This is a genomic window from Citrobacter sp. UYEF32 (assembly GCF_040546205.1).
GTDB lineage: Bacteria > Pseudomonadota > Gammaproteobacteria > Enterobacterales > Enterobacteriaceae > Phytobacter > Phytobacter diazotrophicus.
On record NZ_JBEPNI010000006.1, the window covers coordinates 58311 to 75049 of the forward strand.

15 protein-coding genes, 2 pseudogenes and 1 other annotated feature are annotated in these 16739 nt (G+C 54.4%); of the genes and pseudogenes, 14 read left to right on the forward strand and 3 right to left on the reverse strand.

What is annotated here, in order from left to right:
* Positions 1 to 99 precede the first annotated feature (99 nt).
* The 6 genes from dgoR to ABIB59_RS17790 all read left to right on the forward strand — a co-directional run bounded on the left by dgoR (position 100) and on the right by ABIB59_RS17790 (position 6273).
* Positions 100 to 789 carry a D-galactonate utilization transcriptional regulator DgoR gene (dgoR, locus tag ABIB59_RS17765; protein WP_039080034.1) on the forward strand — a complete coding sequence of 230 codons (690 nt, stop codon included), beginning with the start codon at positions 100 to 102 and terminating at the stop codon, positions 787 to 789.
* Positions 786 to 1661: a 2-dehydro-3-deoxygalactonokinase gene (locus ABIB59_RS17770; RefSeq protein WP_125123681.1), complete on the forward strand. Its 876-nt coding sequence runs from the start codon at positions 786 to 788 to the stop codon at positions 1659 to 1661. Before dgoR ends, ABIB59_RS17770 begins: the two co-directional genes overlap by 4 nt.
* Positions 1645 to 2262: a 2-dehydro-3-deoxy-6-phosphogalactonate aldolase gene (locus ABIB59_RS17775; protein WP_039080036.1), complete on the forward strand. Its 618-nt coding sequence runs from the start codon at positions 1645 to 1647 to the stop codon at positions 2260 to 2262. The genes ABIB59_RS17770 and ABIB59_RS17775 overlap by 17 nt, the downstream gene beginning before the upstream one ends.
* The gene (gene dgoD / locus ABIB59_RS17780; protein ID WP_039080037.1) at positions 2259 to 3407 is read left to right on the forward strand and encodes a galactonate dehydratase; all 1149 of its coding nucleotides are present in this window, start codon (positions 2259 to 2261) and stop codon (positions 3405 to 3407) included. Before ABIB59_RS17775 ends, dgoD begins: the two co-directional genes overlap by 4 nt.
* A gap of 250 nt (positions 3408 to 3657) precedes the next feature.
* A complete protein-coding gene (locus ABIB59_RS17785; RefSeq protein ID WP_354036417.1) occupies positions 3658 to 4995 on the forward strand; it encodes an MFS transporter in 1338 nt (445 codons plus the stop codon).
* A gap of 51 nt (positions 4996 to 5046) precedes the next feature.
* The gene (locus tag ABIB59_RS17790) at positions 5047 to 6273 is read left to right on the forward strand and encodes a YidR family protein (protein WP_317077697.1); all 1227 of its coding nucleotides are present in this window, start codon (positions 5047 to 5049) and stop codon (positions 6271 to 6273) included.
* On the opposite strand, the gene ABIB59_RS17795 is transcribed toward ABIB59_RS17790, so the two are convergent.
* Entirely contained in the window at positions 6274 to 6606 is a 333-nt protein-coding gene (locus tag ABIB59_RS17795) for a YceK/YidQ family lipoprotein (protein ID WP_107222677.1), read from the reverse strand.
* 239 nt (positions 6607 to 6845) lie between these two features.
* Positions 6846 to 6920, forward strand: a sequence feature (ROSE (Repression Of Heat Shock gene Expression) occurs in the 5'-region of heat shock genes and acts as an RNA thermometer to modulate expression.).
* Between ABIB59_RS17795 and ibpA the strand changes: the two genes are divergently transcribed.
* The 3 genes from ibpA (at position 6914) to ABIB59_RS17810 (ending at position 9713) form a co-directional block, all read left to right on the forward strand.
* Positions 6914 to 7327, forward strand: coding sequence for a small heat shock chaperone IbpA (gene ibpA, locus ABIB59_RS17800; RefSeq protein WP_039080040.1), 414 nt, complete (start codon positions 6914 to 6916; stop codon positions 7325 to 7327). Its footprint overlaps the feature before it by 7 nt.
* Before the next feature lie 87 nt (positions 7328 to 7414).
* Positions 7415 to 7843 carry a small heat shock chaperone IbpB gene (gene ibpB, locus ABIB59_RS17805; protein ID WP_039080041.1) on the forward strand — a complete coding sequence of 143 codons (429 nt, stop codon included), beginning with the start codon at positions 7415 to 7417 and terminating at the stop codon, positions 7841 to 7843.
* Between the two features lie 208 nt (positions 7844 to 8051).
* On the forward strand, positions 8052 to 9713 hold the full coding sequence (locus ABIB59_RS17810) for a putative transporter (RefSeq protein WP_354036420.1): 1662 nt from the start codon (positions 8052 to 8054) through the stop codon (positions 9711 to 9713).
* On the opposite strand, the pseudogene ABIB59_RS17815 reads toward ABIB59_RS17810, so the two are convergent.
* Positions 9660 to 10426 (reverse strand): annotated as a pseudogene (locus tag ABIB59_RS17815) (GntR family transcriptional regulator). The gene ABIB59_RS17810 and the pseudogene ABIB59_RS17815 overlap by 54 nt on opposite strands.
* A 222-nt stretch (positions 10427 to 10648) precedes the next feature.
* Here ABIB59_RS17815 and ABIB59_RS17820 point away from each other — a divergent pair.
* The 4 genes from ABIB59_RS17820 to ABIB59_RS17835 all read left to right on the forward strand — a co-directional run bounded on the left by ABIB59_RS17820 (position 10649) and on the right by ABIB59_RS17835 (position 14368).
* Entirely contained in the window at positions 10649 to 12271 is a 1623-nt protein-coding gene (locus ABIB59_RS17820; protein ID WP_354036422.1) for an alpha-glucoside-specific PTS transporter subunit IIBC, read from the forward strand.
* On the forward strand, positions 12268 to 13590 hold the full coding sequence (locus ABIB59_RS17825; protein ID WP_354036424.1) for a 6-phospho-alpha-glucosidase: 1323 nt from the start codon (positions 12268 to 12270) through the stop codon (positions 13588 to 13590). The genes ABIB59_RS17820 and ABIB59_RS17825 overlap by 4 nt, the downstream gene beginning before the upstream one ends.
* A 90-nt stretch (positions 13591 to 13680) precedes the next feature.
* A complete protein-coding gene (locus ABIB59_RS17830; RefSeq protein WP_334749463.1) occupies positions 13681 to 14028 on the forward strand; it encodes a YidH family protein in 348 nt (115 codons plus the stop codon).
* Positions 14018 to 14368: a DUF202 domain-containing protein gene (locus tag ABIB59_RS17835; RefSeq protein ID WP_039080047.1), complete on the forward strand. Its 351-nt coding sequence runs from the start codon at positions 14018 to 14020 to the stop codon at positions 14366 to 14368. Before ABIB59_RS17830 ends, ABIB59_RS17835 begins: the two co-directional genes overlap by 11 nt.
* Positions 14369 to 14371: 3 nt before the next feature.
* On the opposite strand, the gene dsdA is transcribed toward ABIB59_RS17835, so the two are convergent.
* Positions 14372 to 15706 carry a D-serine ammonia-lyase gene (dsdA, locus tag ABIB59_RS17840; protein WP_354036426.1) on the reverse strand — a complete coding sequence of 445 codons (1335 nt, stop codon included), beginning with the start codon at positions 15704 to 15706 and terminating at the stop codon, positions 14372 to 14374.
* Positions 15707 to 16027: 321 nt separating this feature from the next.
* On the opposite strand from dsdA, the pseudogene ABIB59_RS17845 reads away from it, so the two are divergent.
* Positions 16028 to 16693 (forward strand): annotated as a pseudogene (locus tag ABIB59_RS17845) (cellulase family glycosylhydrolase); the annotation flags it as partial.
* Between the last annotated feature and the right edge of the window lie 46 nt (positions 16694 to 16739).

Below are 16739 nucleotides of genomic sequence, written 5' to 3' on the forward strand. Positions count from 1 at the left end.
AGCAAAAGAAAAGTACGCTCTGTTTGTACTGCAAGGATGAGGTGAAAATCGCCGGTCGAGGTAAAGTAGGCATGCATACACAGTGAATAAGGGCATGCCATGACTCTCACCAAAACCGACCGTATCGTCATCACGTTAGGGCACCAGATTGTGAGCGGGAAATATGTCCCCGGCTCAGCGCTTCCGTCAGAAGCAGAACTCTGCGAGGAGTTTGAAACCTCGCGCAACATCATTCGCGAAGTCTTTCGCTCCTTAATGGCGAAGAGGCTCATCGAGATAAAACGCTATCGCGGTGCGTTTGTAGCACCGCGTAATCAGTGGAATTACCTCGATACCGAAGTACTGCAGTGGGTGCTGGAAAACGACTATGACCCGCGGCTCATCAGCGCGATGAGCGAGGTGCGAAATCTGGTAGAGCCTGCCATTGCCCGCTGGGCGGCGGAGCGCGCTACCTCAAGCGATCTGGCGCAAATAGAGGCGGCGCTCAACGACATGATTGCGAACAACCAGAATCGCGATGCCTTCAATGAGGCGGATATTCGTTATCACGAAGCGGTGCTGGAGTCGGTACATAACCCGGTGTTACAGCAACTGACCGTGGCGATTAGCTCGCTTCAAAGAGCGGTATTTGAACGAACCTGGATGGGCGATGAAGCCAACATGCCAAAAACGCTCCAGGAACATAAGGCGCTGTTCGATGCGATACGGCATCAGGACGGCGATGCAGCAGAGCAGGCGGCGCTCACCATGATTGCCAGCTCTACCCGAAGGCTTAAGGAAATCACATGACATCTCGCTACATCGCAATTGACTGGGGGTCGACCAACTTACGCGCCTGGCTTTATCAGGGGGCGGAATGCCTGGAGAGCAGGCAATCAGAAGCCGGTGTTACGCGCCTGAATGGCAAATCCCCACAAGCGGTGTTAGCAGATATTACCCACGGCTGGCGCGATGAAAAAACGCCCGTCGTGATGGCAGGCATGGTGGGCAGCAATGTCGGCTGGAAAGTGGCGCCATACTTACCCGTTCCCGCCTTTTTCTCCGCCATTGGCGAGCAGTTGACTGCCGTTGGCGACAATGTCTGGATTATTCCCGGCCTGTGCGTTTCTCGTGACGATAACCACAACGTGATGCGTGGCGAAGAGACGCAATTGCTGGGCGCTCGCGAACTTTCTCCCTCTTCTGTTTATGTCATGCCGGGCACCCACTGCAAATGGGTGCGCGCAGATGCACAGCAAATCCATGATTTTCGCACCGTGATGACCGGTGAATTGCACCATCTATTGCTGCGCCATTCGCTGGTGGGGGCGGGCTTGCCCGAGCAAGAACCGTCATCGGCGGCTTTTACATCCGGGCTTGAACGCGGCCTCGCTACCCCCGCCATTCTGCCGCAACTGTTCGAGGTCCGTGCTGCTCATGTGCTGGGCAATCTGCCGCGCGAACAGGTTAGCGAGTTTTTATCGGGCCTGCTGATTGGCGCCGAAGTCGCCAGCATGGCTGAGTACGTTATCGATCATCAGGTCACCATCGTTGCGGGAAAGGCACTGTCCGGCCGCTATCAACAGGCGCTGGAGGCGATTGGCCGCAAAGCTGTGGTCATTTCTGGCGACACCGCATTTCAGACAGGAATAAGGAGCATCGCTCATGCAGTGGCAAACTAACCTTCCGCTCATCGCAATATTACGTGGCGTTACCCCCGATGAAGCGCTGGCGCATGTCGGCGCGGTCATTGACGCGGGATTCGATGCGGTAGAGATCCCGCTCAACTCGCCGCAATGGGAAAAAAGTATTCCGGCCATCGTCGCGGCGTATGGCGACAAGGCGCTGATCGGCGCGGGTACCGTCCTTAAGCCGGAGCAGGTTGACCAACTGGCTGAGATGGGCTGCAAACTGATTGTCACTCCCAATATTCAGCCCGAAGTTATTCGCCGCGCGGTGAGCTACGGCATGACGGTCTGCCCGGGCTGTGCGACTGCCAGCGAAGCTTTTACCGCGCTTGATGCGGGTGCGCAGGCGCTGAAAATTTTCCCCTCTTCGGCCTTTGGCCCGGACTATATCAAAGCCTTGAAAGCGGTCTTGCCATCGGACGTACCGGTCTTTGCCGTGGGTGGGGTGACGCCAGACAACCTGGCGCAATGGATTAAAGCTGGCTGCGTGGGGGCAGGGCTGGGCAGCGATTTGTATCGTGCCGGGCAGCCCGTGGAACGCACCGTGCAGCAGGCAACCGCATTTGTTAACGCGTATCGAGAGGCAGTGAAATGAAAATAACGAAACTCACCACTTACCGTTTACCCCCGCGCTGGATGTTCCTGAAAATCGAGACCGACGAAGGGGTGGTTGGCTGGGGAGAGCCGGTCATAGAAGGTCGTGCCCGCACGGTAGAAGCGGCAGTTCATGAACTGAGTGATTATCTGATTGGCCAGGACCCGGCGCGCATCAATGACTTATGGCAGGTGATGTACCGCGCCGGTTTTTACCGCGGCGGTCCGATTCTGATGAGCGCGATTGCCGGTATTGACCAGGCGCTGTGGGATATCAAAGGCAAAGTCCATAACGCGCCGGTCTGGCAACTGATGGGCGGCCTGGTGCGTGACAAAATCAAAGCGTATAGCTGGGTTGGCGGTGACCGTCCGGCGGAAGTGATCGACGGCATTAAAACCCTGCGCAATATCGGTTTCGATACCTTTAAGCTGAACGGTTGCGAAGAGATGGGCGTGATTGATAATTCCCGCGCGGTAGATGCCGCCGTGAATACCGTGGCGCAAATTCGTGAAGCCTTTGGCAATCAAATTGAATTCGGTCTCGATTTCCATGGTCGTGTCAGTGCGCCAATGGCAAAAGTATTAATTAAAGAACTCGAGCAGTATCGCCCGTTATTTATTGAAGAACCGGTGCTGGCGGAGCAGGCGGAATATTATCCGCGACTGGCGGCGCAAACGCATATTCCGATTGCCGCAGGCGAACGTATGTTCTCGCGTTTTGAATTTAAACGCGTGCTGGAAGGCGGTGGTATTTCTATATTGCAGCCGGATTTATCCCACGCTGGCGGGATTACCGAGTGCTATAAAATTGCCGGAATGGCCGAAGCCTATGATGTGGCTCTGGCACCGCACTGCCCACTCGGCCCGGTGGCGCTGGCGGCCTGTCTGCACGTGGATTTCGTTTCCCACAATGCGGTATTCCAGGAGCAGAGTATGGGCATTCACTACAATAAAGGCGCTGAATTGCTCGACTTCGTGAAAAATAAAGAAGATTTCAATATGGAAGGTGGTTTCTTTAAACCATTGATGAAACCAGGGCTGGGTGTGGATATTGATGAAGAGAAAGTCATTGCGTTAAGTCAGAATGCGCCGGACTGGCGTAATCCGGTTTGGCGGAATGAAGACGGCACCGTCGCCGAATGGTAAATGCGCTTCATACTTTGCACTGGTGGCGCGTTGGCTGCGTTTTCTTACCCCGGTCACATACTTTTGTATGCTCCTGGGGATGCGAAAGCTTGCCGCGTTACTCGGCTTGTCGCCTCGCCCCTTTGGGGCCAGCGCAAGCGCTGTTCAAAAACGCTAATGCGTTTTTGTCCCCAGCACGAATTAATTAGCGCATTACGTGTAGCATTTTAATTAATAAATAAATTCAAACACCCTCTGTAAATTACCGGGCATGGTGAGCGGCCTCGCTATGCCCAAAATCTGGAGACAGATTGCGATGGATATTTCAGTTACTGCTGCAAAAGTCGGTCGTCGGCGTTATCTGACGCTGGTGATGATCTTTATTACGGTTGTTATTTGTTATGTCGACAGGGCCAACCTCGCGGTGGCCTCCGCGCATATTCAGCAAGAGTTCGGTATTACCAAAGCGGAAATGGGCTATGTCTTTTCTGCCTTTGCCTGGCTTTATACCTTGTGTCAGATCCCCGGCGGTTGGTTCCTCGACCGGGTCGGCTCTCGCCTCACCTATTTTATCGCCATCTTTGGCTGGTCGGTGGCGACCCTGTTCCAGGGCTTTGCGACAGGATTAATGTCGCTGATTGGTCTGCGCGCCATCACCGGGATTTTTGAAGCGCCCGCCTTTCCGACCAACAACCGCATGGTGACAAGCTGGTTCCCGGAACACGAACGCGCTTCCGCCGTGGGCTTTTATACCTCCGGTCAGTTTGTCGGCCTAGCATTTCTTACCCCGCTGCTTATCTGGATTCAGGAACTGTTGAGCTGGCACTGGGTATTTATCGTTACCGGCGGGATTGGCATCATCTGGTCGCTAATCTGGTTTAAGGTCTATCAGCCGCCGCGTCTGACTAGAAGCGTCACCCATGAAGAGCTGGAATACATTCGTGAAGGCGGTGGTCTGGTAGATGGCGATGCGCCTGTGACCAAAGAGGCGCGCCAGCCGCTCACCAAAGCCGACTGGAAACTGGTGTTCCACCGTAAACTGGTCGGTGTTTACCTGGGACAGTTCGCCGTCACCTCTACGCTGTGGTTCTTCCTGACCTGGTTTCCGAACTATTTGACCCAGGAAAAAGGTATCACCGCGCTGAAAGCCGGGTTTATGACCACGGTACCGTTCCTCGCCGCGTTCTTTGGCGTGCTGCTCTCTGGCTGGCTGGCGGACAGGCTTGTGCGCAAAGGCTTCTCCCTTGGCGCGGCGCGTAAAACGCCCATTATCTGCGGCCTGCTGATCTCCACCTGCATTATGGGCGCGAACTACACCAATGACCCTGTGTGGATCATGACGCTGATGGCCATCGCGTTCTTTGGCAACGGCTTCGCCTCTATCACCTGGTCGCTGGTCTCCTCCCTTGCGCCGATGCGTCTTATCGGGCTGACGGGTGGCGTCTTTAACTTTGTCGGCGGTCTGGGTGGTATCACCGTGCCGCTGGTGATTGGTTATCTGGCACAGAGCTACGGTTTTGCCCCGGCGCTGGTGTATATCTCCGTGGTGGCGCTGATTGGCGCACTCTCCTACATCCTGCTGGTCGGCGACGTAAAACGGGTAGGTTAATCTCCCCGCCTTGCGCTACCCTGATGCCAAATAGGGCATCAGGGTATCCGCATGAAGCAAATCACTCGCGCGCCGCGCAACCATCAACTCACCAATATTCACACCTGGACACCGGACAGTCAGTGGCTGGTGTTTGATGTACGCCCCTCCGGAGCGTCTTTTACCGGTGAAACCATTGAACGCGTCAATATCCATACGGGCGCCGTTGAGGTTATCTATCAGGCGAAAGAGGGGGCACACGTTGGCGTAGTGACCGTTCATCCTCATGAAGAGAAATACGTTTTTATCCACGGCCCGGAAAACCCGGATGCTGACTGGCATTATGATTTTCACCATCGTCGCGGCGTCATCCACGCCAACGGCAAAACCGCCAATCTGGACGCGATGGACATCACCGCCCCCTTTACGCCGGGCGCGCTGCGCGGCGGTAGCCATGTGCATGTCTTTAGCCCCAACGGTGAGAACGTCAGTTTTACCTATAACGATCATGTTATGCATGAGCTGGACCCGGCGCAGGATTTGCGTAACGTCGGTGTCGCCGTACCTTTTGGCCCGGTACACCCCCCACTCACACATCCACGCGAGTATGCGGGAAGCCACTGGTGCGTGTTGGTAAGCCGTACCACCCCAGCGCCTGCTCCCGGCAGCGATGAGATCAACCGTGCGTATGAAGAAGGTTGGGTGGGTAACGATAAGCTGGCCTTTATTGGCGATACGCTGTCATTAACAGGCGAGAAAGTGCCGGAGCTGTTTATCGTTGATCTGCCGAAAGCGGCGCAGGGATGGAAACAACCAGGCGATACACCGCTGCAGGGTACGCCGACAAGCCTGCCTGCTCCACCCGCCGGGGTTTTGCAACGGCGCCTGACCTTTACCCATCAACGTGCCTTTCCTGGGCTGGTTAACGTACCGCGCCATTGGGTGCGCAGTAACCCGCAGGGCACTGCGATTGCATTTTTAATGCGTGATGATGCGGGTATTGTCCAGCTTTGGCTGATCTCGTCACAGGGGGGCGAACCGCAGCAGCTAACCCACACGGAAACGGGCATTCAGTCTGCCTTTAACTGGCATCCTTCGGGGGCGGCGTTGGGCTTTGTGCTGGATAATCGTATCGCGCTGTGCGATGCCGCTTGCGGCAACATCACCTTTTTGACAACCGATCACGGCAATCCGCCGTCTGCCGACGCCGTCGTGTTCTCGCCGGACGGTCGGTCTATCGCCTGGATGGAAGAGATTGCGGGTTTCCGCCAGATCTGGATGACGGAAACGGGTATGTAATTACTGCTTAGCCATGGGGGCGGGTGGAATCGCGTTGTCCGTCGCCATGGTGGCCTTTTCGCTTTTCTCAACGCGAGATTTAACGGAGCTGTCGGTGCGGAACATATCCCACGGCAACAGTATCGTATCCATGACCGCGGTAAAAGGCATATCCAGAACCACCAGGGATTTCATACCGATATTGGTGTCATCGTCGGACAACATCGTGGAGCTTGCTTTCATACCCGGATACAGGCCTTCCTTGCCCCCGGTATGCGACATCACGCTGGAGCAACCACTGAGTAACACCATTCCACTAAGCAGCGTCGAAATAAACAGAGTATTTTTCATCATTCATTAATCATCGTTATAGGCAGTATGAAGACTGCTGCTGGCGTTATATCTGTCCTGCGCCGAAATAAACAGCCTCCATGCTGCGCTCTGTGGCGACATTCGCACTTTCACCTTTTGTGCTGTGATCCCAGTCTATGCAAAGCGCGAGAAACTGCAAAAAAAAGTCAGAAAAAGACCCTTGAAAACATCAGCGTCACCCCTATTTTAAGAATGTAGCCGGAAGACACGCCGGAAGGGTGTTGGGCTACCGCAGCCTGTCCATTGTGGAAGGCAAACGACAATCTCGCTGATTTCAGGAGCTTTATTTATGCGTAACTTCGATCTTTCTCCGCTTTATCGTTCAGCTATTGGTTTCGACCGTCTGTTCAACCTGCTGGAAAACAATCAAAACCAAAGCAACGGCGGCTATCCTCCGTACAACGTTGAATTAGTTGACGAAAACCATTATCGCATCGCGATCGCGGTAGCGGGGTTCGCGGAAAGCGAACTGGACATCACCGCGCAGGACAACCTGCTTATCGTGAAAGGCGCGCACGCGACCGAACAGAAAGAACGTACCTACCTCTACCAGGGCATCGCCGAACGTAACTTCGAGCGCAAATTCCAGCTTGCCGAAAACATTTATGTTAAAGGCGCAAATCTGGTGAATGGCCTGCTGTACGTTGATCTTGAACGCGTGATTCCGGAAGCAAAGAAACCACGTCGCATTGAGATTAACTAATTACCTGAACTGAATGCTTGCCGTCAGGGAGCATATGCGAGCCATCGGCTTGCAGGAACTTACTCGCTTCTTAGAAGGAGAAATATCATGCGTAACTACGATTTATCCCCGCTGCTGCGTCAGTGGATCGGTTTTGACAAACTGGCTAACGCGCTGCAAAGCACCACTGAGCAACAGACATTCCCGCCCTATAACATTGAAAAGGGCGATGACAACCATTACCGCATTACGCTGGCTCTGGCCGGATTCAACCAGCAAGAGCTGGATATTCAACTGGAAGGTACCCGGTTAGTGATCAAAGGTTCGCCGGAAAAACCGGCCAATGAGCCTAAATGGTTGCACCAGGGGCTGGTTATCCAACCTTTTACCCTGAGCTTTACACTGGCAGAAAATATGGAAGTCTCTGGCGCGACCTTCGCTAACGGCTTACTCCATATTGATCTGACCCGTAACGTGCCGGAAGCCATTGCGCCACAACGGATCGCCATTAGCGAACGTCCTGCGCTAAACAGCTAATACCTGTTATGGCAGGTGCCCAAACCGGGCGCCTGCGCTCTTTCACATCGAGAGGGCGCAAACACCAAAACGGTCACCTCAGGGTGGCCGTTTTGCGTTTACTTTGCTGCCGTTTCGGCGGGGCTTTTTTGTGCGCCAAAGCCCATACATCCTGCTATAGCTCTGAGAGAATCCTTGATAATTACAATGTTATTCACAGGGAGCCATCATGAGTGATATAGCGTTAACCGTAAGCATGCTGGCGCTGGTCGCGGTCGTCGGTTTGTGGATCGGCAATGTAAAAATACGCGGCGTGGGTTTTGGGATTGGTGGCGTGCTTTTCGGCGGTATTATCGTCGGCCATTTTGTTGATCAGGCTGGGATTACCCTGAGCAGCCCGATGCTGCATTTCGTGCAGGAGTTCGGCCTTATCCTCTTCGTCTATACCATCGGTATTCAGGTCGGGCCGGGCTTTTTTGCCTCGCTGCGCGTTTCCGGGCTACGCCTGAACCTGTTTGCCATTCTGATTGTGATACTTGGCGGCCTGGTCACCGCTATTTTGCACAAACTCTTCAATATTCCGCTGCCAGTCATTCTGGGGATTTTCTCTGGTGCGGTCACCAACACCCCGGCACTTGGGGCCGGGCAGCAGATCCTGCATGATCTGGGAACACCGTCTAACGTTCTCGATCAGATGGGGATGAGCTATGCGATGGCCTACCCGTTTGGCATCTGCGGCATTTTACTGACCATGTGGCTGATTCGCGTCGGTTTTCGCATCAACGTTGAGCAGGAAGCGCAACTGCATGATGCGGGCGTTAGCTCGGGTAACTCGTTGATCAAGACCATCAATATTCGCGTGGAAAACCCGAACCTGAACAATATGGCGATTCAGGATGTGCCGATGCTGAACAGCGATAAAATCATCTGTTCGCGCCTGAAACGCGATGAATTGCTGATGGTACCTTCGCCGGGCACCATTATTCAGGTTGGCGACCTGTTGCACCTGGTTGGTCTGCCGAAAGACCTGCATAGCGCGCAACTGGTGATGGGCCAGGAGGTGGACACCTCGCTCTCAACGCGGGGGACCGACCTGCGCGTTGAGCGTGTGGTCGTCACCAACGAAAAAGTCCTTGGGAAACGCATTCGCGATCTGCATTTCAAAGAGCGCTATGACGTGGTGATTTCCCGTCTTAACCGCGCCGGGGTCGAACTGGTAGCCAGCAGTGATTCCAGCCTGCAATTCGGTGACATTCTCAACCTTGTCGGGCGTCAGGCGGCAATTGATGCGGTGGCTTCTGAGGTGGGGAACGCGCAGCACAAACTCCAGCAAGTCCAGATGCTGCCTGTCTTTATCGGTATTGGACTGGGGGTGTTGTTGGGGTCGATTCCCGTCTTTGTTCCCGGCTTCCCGGTGGCATTAAAACTGGGGCTCGCGGGCGGGCCGCTTATCATGGCGCTGATCCTTGGGCGTATCGGCAGCGTGGGTAAGCTCTACTGGTTCATGCCGCCCAGTGCCAACCTTGCTCTGCGTGAGCTGGGTATCGTGCTGTTTCTCGCGGTGGTTGGACTGAAATCCGGTAGTGATTTTATCGCGACGCTGACCCACGGCGATGGGTTTAACTGGATGTGCTACGGGATTTTTATTACTGCTATTCCTTTGCTGACCGTCGGGATTCTGGCGCGGTTGTTTGCGAAGATGAACTATCTGACCCTGTGCGGCATGCTGGCCGGTTCGATGACCGATCCCCCGGCGCTGGCTTTTGCCAACGGCCTGCATGCCACCAGCGGCGCCGCCGCGCTCTCGTATGCTACGGTTTATCCACTGGTGATGTTCTTACGTATCATCACGCCGCAATTGCTGGCCGTACTGTTCTGGGGTGTCAGTTAGCACTTTTCCGGGTGGATACGCCGCAGATGGTAGTCCACCTGGTAATCACGTGTGTTACGGAACATAACGGAATAATTCAGGAACTCGCCGCTGTCACTGTAGGAAAGGGAAGTGATTCTCAGCAGCGGCGTCTGTTCCGGAACATTCAGATATCCTCCCAACGATTTATCTGCCAGCACGGGAGTCAGACTCTCATAATTACCGCTGATGGTTATCCCACACTCCTTCTCAATGTAATCAAATTTCGACCCCTCGAGATGCGCCAGTGACAGATTGCGAAACAGCTTCACGGGCATAAAGCTATCCTCCAGCATCAGGGGTTTCCCTTCCACGTAACGCATCCGGCGTGAAAAGTAGATCCGCTCATCCACCTGAATCCGCAGCAGGCTGGCAATGGCTGGTGGCGCGGGCATCACCTCGAACTGCAGAACCTTACTCTGTACTTCTTTACCCTGCTGGCGCAGTACCTCCACCAGCCCGGTCAGATTGGTGGTTTCATGGTGCACATCCTTGCGTGTAACAAATGTCCCGCTGCCATGGCGGCGTTCAACCAGCCCCCAGCCCACCAGCAGATCTAACGCCTTGCGAATTGTCATTCGCGCCACGCCAAATTCTTGCGCCAGCGCTTTTTCTCCCGGAAGCGGGCTGCCGATATTGTAGTCCGACGAGTTCAGCCGCAGCCGTAACCTGTCGGCGATGGATTTATAGATCACCAGTAGACCTCTCTGCCCTTATCAGGCCGGGGATGCGGTTATGACACATCCATATTTACAAGCGAAAGTAGACCTGAGAGGTCAAATTAAAACCATGAATGTGATCACGAATCGCAGCGGCACGCCATGTTCGCGTATGAATAAATTTTTATGCTCACTCCAGGCCAGCAAAAAACCATAAAGGCCTCTACTCCCTACAGGTTGTTACGTGAGGATTTAAAAATGCTCAGTCAAATACAACGTTTTGGCGGTGCCATGTTTACCCCGGTATTACTGTTTCCGTTTGCCGGGATCGTGGTGGGAATCGCTATCATGCTTAGCAACCCGCTGTTTGTCGGCGAGGCCTTAACCGCCCCTGATAATCTGTTCGCTCAAATTGTTCACATCATTGAAGAGGGCGGCTGGGCAGTATTTCGCAATATGCCGCTGATTTTTGCTGTCGGTTTACCGATTGGCCTGGCGAAACAGGCGCAGGGCAGAGCCTGTCTCGCAGTGTTGATTAGTTTCCTGACCTGGAATTACTTCATCAACGCGATGGGGATGACCTGGGGGCATTTCTTTGGCGTTAACTTCTCAGCAGAACCCGTAGCCGGAAGCGGGCTGGCGATGATCGCGGGTATCAAAACGCTCGATACCAGCATCATCGGGGCTATTATCATTTCAGGCATCGTTACCGCTATTCACAACCGCTTTTTCGATAAGCCGCTTCCGGTTTTCCTGGGGATTTTCCAGGGCACCTCGTTTGTCGTTATCCTCGCGTTTTTCGTGATGCTCCCCTGCGCCTGGCTCACCCTGATGGGCTGGCCAAAAGTACAGATGGGCATCGAATCCCTGCAGGCTTTCTTACGCTCCGCTGGCGCGTTGGGCGTGTGGGTTTACACCTTCCTGGAACGTATTTTGATCCCCACCGGATTACACCACTTTGTCTACGGTCCGTTCATCTTTGGCCCGGCGGCGGTAGAAGGCGGTATCCAGGTCTACTGGGCGCAGCACCTGCAAGAATTCAGCCAGAGCACCTTGCCGCTGAAAACGCTGTTCCCGGAAGGCGGATTTGCGCTGCACGGCAACTCCAAAGTGTTCGGCTCAGTCGGGATTGCGCTGGCAATCTGGTATACGGCGTCAGCGGAAAACCGCGTTAAGGTCGCGGGCCTGCTGATTCCGGCCACGCTTACCGCCGTGCTGGTGGGCATTACTGAACCACTTGAATTCACTTTCCTGTTTATCTCGCCGCTGCTGTTTGCCATTCATGCCGTGCTGGCGGCCTCAATGGCGACAACGATGTATGTTTTTGGCGTTGTGGGCAATATGGGCGGCGGACTGCTTGACCAGTTCCTGCCCCAGAACTGGATTCCGATGTTCCACAACCACGCCTCGATGGTCTTCACCCAGATTGGTATTGGCGTCTGCTTTACCGGTCTCTATTTCGTGGTTTTCAAAACGCTGATTGAACGACTGAACCTCAAAACCCCTGGCCGGGAAGAGAGCGAAATCAAACTCTACAGCAAGGCTGATTATAAAGCGGCGCGCGGGCAAACCACCGCACCGGCCGCAGCCAGCCAACAGATTGGTCAAGCCGCCGGATTCTTACAGGCTCTTGGCGGCGCGGCAAACATCGAAAGCATCAACAACTGCGCCACCCGCTTACGCATCGCGCTGGTTGATATGGCGCAAACCCAAAGCGATGAAGTCTTTAAAGCCCTGGGCGCACACGGTGTGGTGCGACGCGGCAACGGCATTCAGGTGATTGTCGGTCTGCATGTTCCCCAGGTGCGCGACCAGCTTGAATCGCTGATGAAAACCCCTTTAACGAACGAACAAACCACCATGACGGAGGCTGTATCATGAAAAAATTCTCAGTTGTCATTGCAGGCGGCGGTAGTACTTTTACTCCCGGTATTGTCCTGATGTTATTAGCTAACCGTGATCGCTTCCCGCTGCGCGCTCTGAAATTCTATGACAACGATGGCGCACGTCAGGAGACCATCGCGGAGGCGTGCAAAATCATCCTCAAAGAACAGGCGCCGGAGATTGCCTTTAGTTACACCACCGATCCGAAAGCGGCCTTTACCGATGTCGATTTTGTGATGGCGCATATCCGCGTGGGTAAATACCCGATGCGCGAAAAAGACGAGAAAATTCCGCTGCGCCATGGCGTGCTGGGCCAGGAAACCTGCGGACCGGGTGGAATTTCCTACGGTATGCGCTCTATCGGCGGTGTGCTGGAACTGGTGGACTATATGGAGCAGTATTCTCCGAATGCCTGGATGCTGAACTACTCCAACCCGGCGGCTATTGTCGCGGAAGCGACTCGCCGTCTGCGCCCGAACGCCAAAATTCTCAACATTTGCGATATGCCGATCGGCATTGAAGGACGTATGGCTCAGATTGTCGGACTGAAAAACCGCAAAGAGATGCGTGTGCGTTACTATGGTCTGAATCACTTTGGCTGGTGGACGTCGATTGAAGATCTAAACGGTAATGATTTGATGCCAAAGTTGCGGGAATATGTGGCGAAAAACGGTTATGTGCCGCCATCTGACAACGCCCATACAGAAGCCAGTTGGAATGATACCTTTGCTAAAGCAAAAGACGTGCAGGCGCTCGATCCTGATACCATGCCAAACACTTACCTGAAATATTATCTCTTTCCGGATTACGTGGTGGCGCACTCCAATCCAGAACGCACCCGTGCCAATGAAGTAATGGATCATCGTGAGAAGCATGTTTTCAGCGCTTGCCGGGCGATTATTGAAGCCGGTAAATCCTCCGCCGGGGAGCTGGAAATCGATGAACATGCGTCGTATATCGTCGATCTGGCGACCGCGATTGCGTTCAATACCCAGGAGCGCATGTTGTTGATTGTGGCGAATAACGGCGCAATTCATAACTTTTATGCTGACGCGATGGTGGAAATCCCCTGCCTGGTCGGTCATAACGGCCCAGAGCCACTCACCGTGGGGGATATTCCACACTTCCAGAAAGGGTTGATGAGTCAGCAAGTGGCGGTGGAAAAACTGGTGGTGGATGCCTGGGAGCAGCGCTCGTATCAGAAATTATGGCAGGCGATCACGCTGTCCAAAACCGTACCGAGCGCCTCGGTTGCGAAAGCGATTCTGGATGACCTGATTGAAGCCAATAAAGAGTATTGGCCAGAACTACACTAATCTTCCCGACCGGCATCACCCGATGCCGGTTTTTTGTCCTTGTCGATTTACGCTATGCTGATGCCAGCGTGAGCATGACAAGGAGCCTTCATGAAAATTTCCCACCTCGGTGAAGCGCCGGATTACCGCTTTTCACTGGCCAATGAGCGCACTTTCCTGGCGTGGATACGCACCGCGCTGGGCTTTCTGGCTGCAGGGGTCGGGCTTGATCAACTGGCGCCGGAGTTTGCCACGCCGCTGATTCGTCAGGTGCTGGCGCTGCTGCTCTGTCTGTTTGCTGGCGCGCTGGCGGTTTACGGCTATATGCGCTGGCTACGCAATGAAAAAGCGATGCGTCTGAAAGAAGACCTGCCCTATACGCGAAGCCTGCTGGTGATAAGCGCCGTTCTGTTGACGGTGGCTACCGTGGTGATGGGACTGGTGCTGTATGGCAGATAACCGCAAGGCGCGCCGCGCGGCAGATCCAGGGCTACAGCCGGAGCGCACTTCGCTTGCCTGGCTGCGTACCTTTTTTGGCTATATTGCCCTGCTTGCCTTTGCGGTGAAGCACAACTGGCAGCACTCGGGGATCACCTTCTGGATCTCGCTGGTGGTGCTGCTGTTGGTCGGCGGTATGCTGTGGCGTTATACGCGCAAACGCACCCTGATGGATGTAGAAAGCAGCGATTTCGCAAAGCCTGGCGCGATCCGCGATAAGTTGCTGATTGCGCTGGCTGTGCTCTCTCTTTCGCTGCTGTTCGGGCTAACGCATATCCGCCATATCCTGAGTTCTCTGTAAGCGTCAGAGCTGCCGGGCTTTTGCCAGATACTGCGTCATCTCTTCTTCTGGCACCATGCCCCCTCCGGTCACCCAGACGATGTGGGTGGCGTTGTCTAACTGTTGCGCCGTAAGTCCCTGTAAACTTTGATATTTCGTGCTCGCGCAAACGCGCTGTGGCCCCGCCATTCCTGCCAGTGCGGAGGGCTCAAGGCGGATATTTTCTTCCTGCGCCAGCATACCGAGCAGGTCATACATCGTTTGATCGTCGAGCGTATAAAAGCCATCCAGCAGTCGTTGCATGGCGCGGCCCACAAACCCGGACGCTCTGCCTACCGCCAGGCCGTCTGCCGCAGTGACATTATCAATACCTAAATCCTGAACGGAAATAGCATCGTGCAGCCCGGTATACACCCCCAACAGCATGCAGGGGGAATGGGTCGGCTCAGCAAAAAAGCAGTGCACGTTATCACCGAACGCCAGTTTCAGGCCGAAGGCCACACCGCCAGGACCGCCGCCCACACCGCACGGCAGATAGACAAACAGCGGGCTTTCGGCATCCACCACCCGGCCTTGCTCTTTAAGCTGCGTTTTCAGACGCTGCCCGGCAACTGCATAGCCCAGAAAAAGCGTGCGCGAGTTTTCATCATCAATAAAGAAACAGTTTGGGTCGGACTGTGCTGCCTTGCGCCCCTGCTCCACCGCCACGCCGTAATCTTCCTCATATTCGACGACAATTACGCCGTGGCTGCGTAGTTTGGCTTTTTTCCAGGCTCGGGCGTCGGCAGACATATGTACCGTGACCTTAAAGCCGATACGGGCGCTCATAATGCCAATCGACAGCCCCAGGTTACCGGTCGAGCCAACGGCAATGCTGTACTGGCTAAAGAACTGTTTGAATTCAGGGGAGAGCAGCACGCTGTAGTCATCGTCGATACTCAGCAAACCGGCTTCGAGCGCCAGTTTTTCCGCGTGGGCCAGCACTTCATAAATGCCGCCACGGGCTTTGATGGAGCCCGAGACCGGCAGATGGCTGTCTTTTTTCAGCAGCATTTCACCACTGATACGTTGTCCGTAAACCTTTTCCAGCCGCTTTTGCATCGACGGAATGGCAACCAGTTCAGATTCAATGATGCCGCCAGAAGCTGCCGTTTCAGGGAAGGCCTTTGCCAGATAGGGCGCGAAACGGCTGAGACGTGCATGGGCGTCCTCAACGTCCGCCTGCGTGAGGCCGACATAAGGCAGCCCCTGCTCAAGAGAGGTCGTGGCCGGGTTAAACCAGGTCGTTTCCTGTAAATCTATCAAGGCTTGTAACTGTGGGAACGTCGCGATGAGTGTCTGTATTTGGTCAGGATTCATGTTAATTTCTGCACAATAAACGAAAGGTGTATGCTCTACAGTGGTCGATTTTTTTTATAAGCGCCAGCATCGACAACGTTTACGACGGTATATCCGGGCATAATCTTCATATTCTGTCGCATAACTGCGAATTTATTACGTTTATACGCTACGTATTCGGCGATAAATCATGCTAAATACATGTAATCACCACCGATTTTGGCAAGGTCAATTGTGTTAAAACCACTGTTAGCGATTGCTCTTCTTCTGGCGGGCATGCCTGCGTTTGCTGCTGATACGCCGCTTACGGCGACACGCTACGCTCAGGAACTGGGCGTGGGGATGGATGTCGACTGGGCGCGAACCGAGCGCGGTATCCGCGAGTTCGATCCGCTTATCGTCCGTGATTTCTATGCGGAGGGGATTCGCCACGTACGTATCCGGGTGGCCGATCCGTTAACCGAAGCCCGCCTCATTCACCTGCGTAAGCTGGTGGAGGCCTGCGAAAAATACGGTGTGATCCCGATAATCTCCTACCAGGCAGATACCTTTAAGGCTGAGCCGGTCGCAAAAAACGAAGCCCAACTGGTCGCCTGGTGGTCAACGATGGCGAACTACTTTGGCACCGAACATCCAATGCTGGGTTTCGACCTGATTTATGAGCCTTCGGATAAGCTCAATCACGATCTGTCAGCGCTTAACCGTGCGTATGAAAATATCATCAAGACCATCCACGACATCGATCCGCAGCGCATGATCTTTATTGCGCCGCGTCTGCGGGCCGCGCCTGAGGATTTAATGTCGTTGAAATTGCCAGGGCGTAGCCAGAACTACCTGCTGGCAGAGTGGCATATCTTCCCGTGGGGGCCATTGAAAAATAATGGCAAGTACCCGTGGACATCGGGTACGGCGGCTGAGAAAGCGGCAATCAGAGCACGCATTAACACCGCGGTGCACTGGCAGCAAAAAACCGGTCACGCAACCTGGGTTGGCGGCTGGTCGGTGGGGGAAACCATTAAAAGCCCGCCAGGTGAGTCGCAACTGGCGTTCGCCG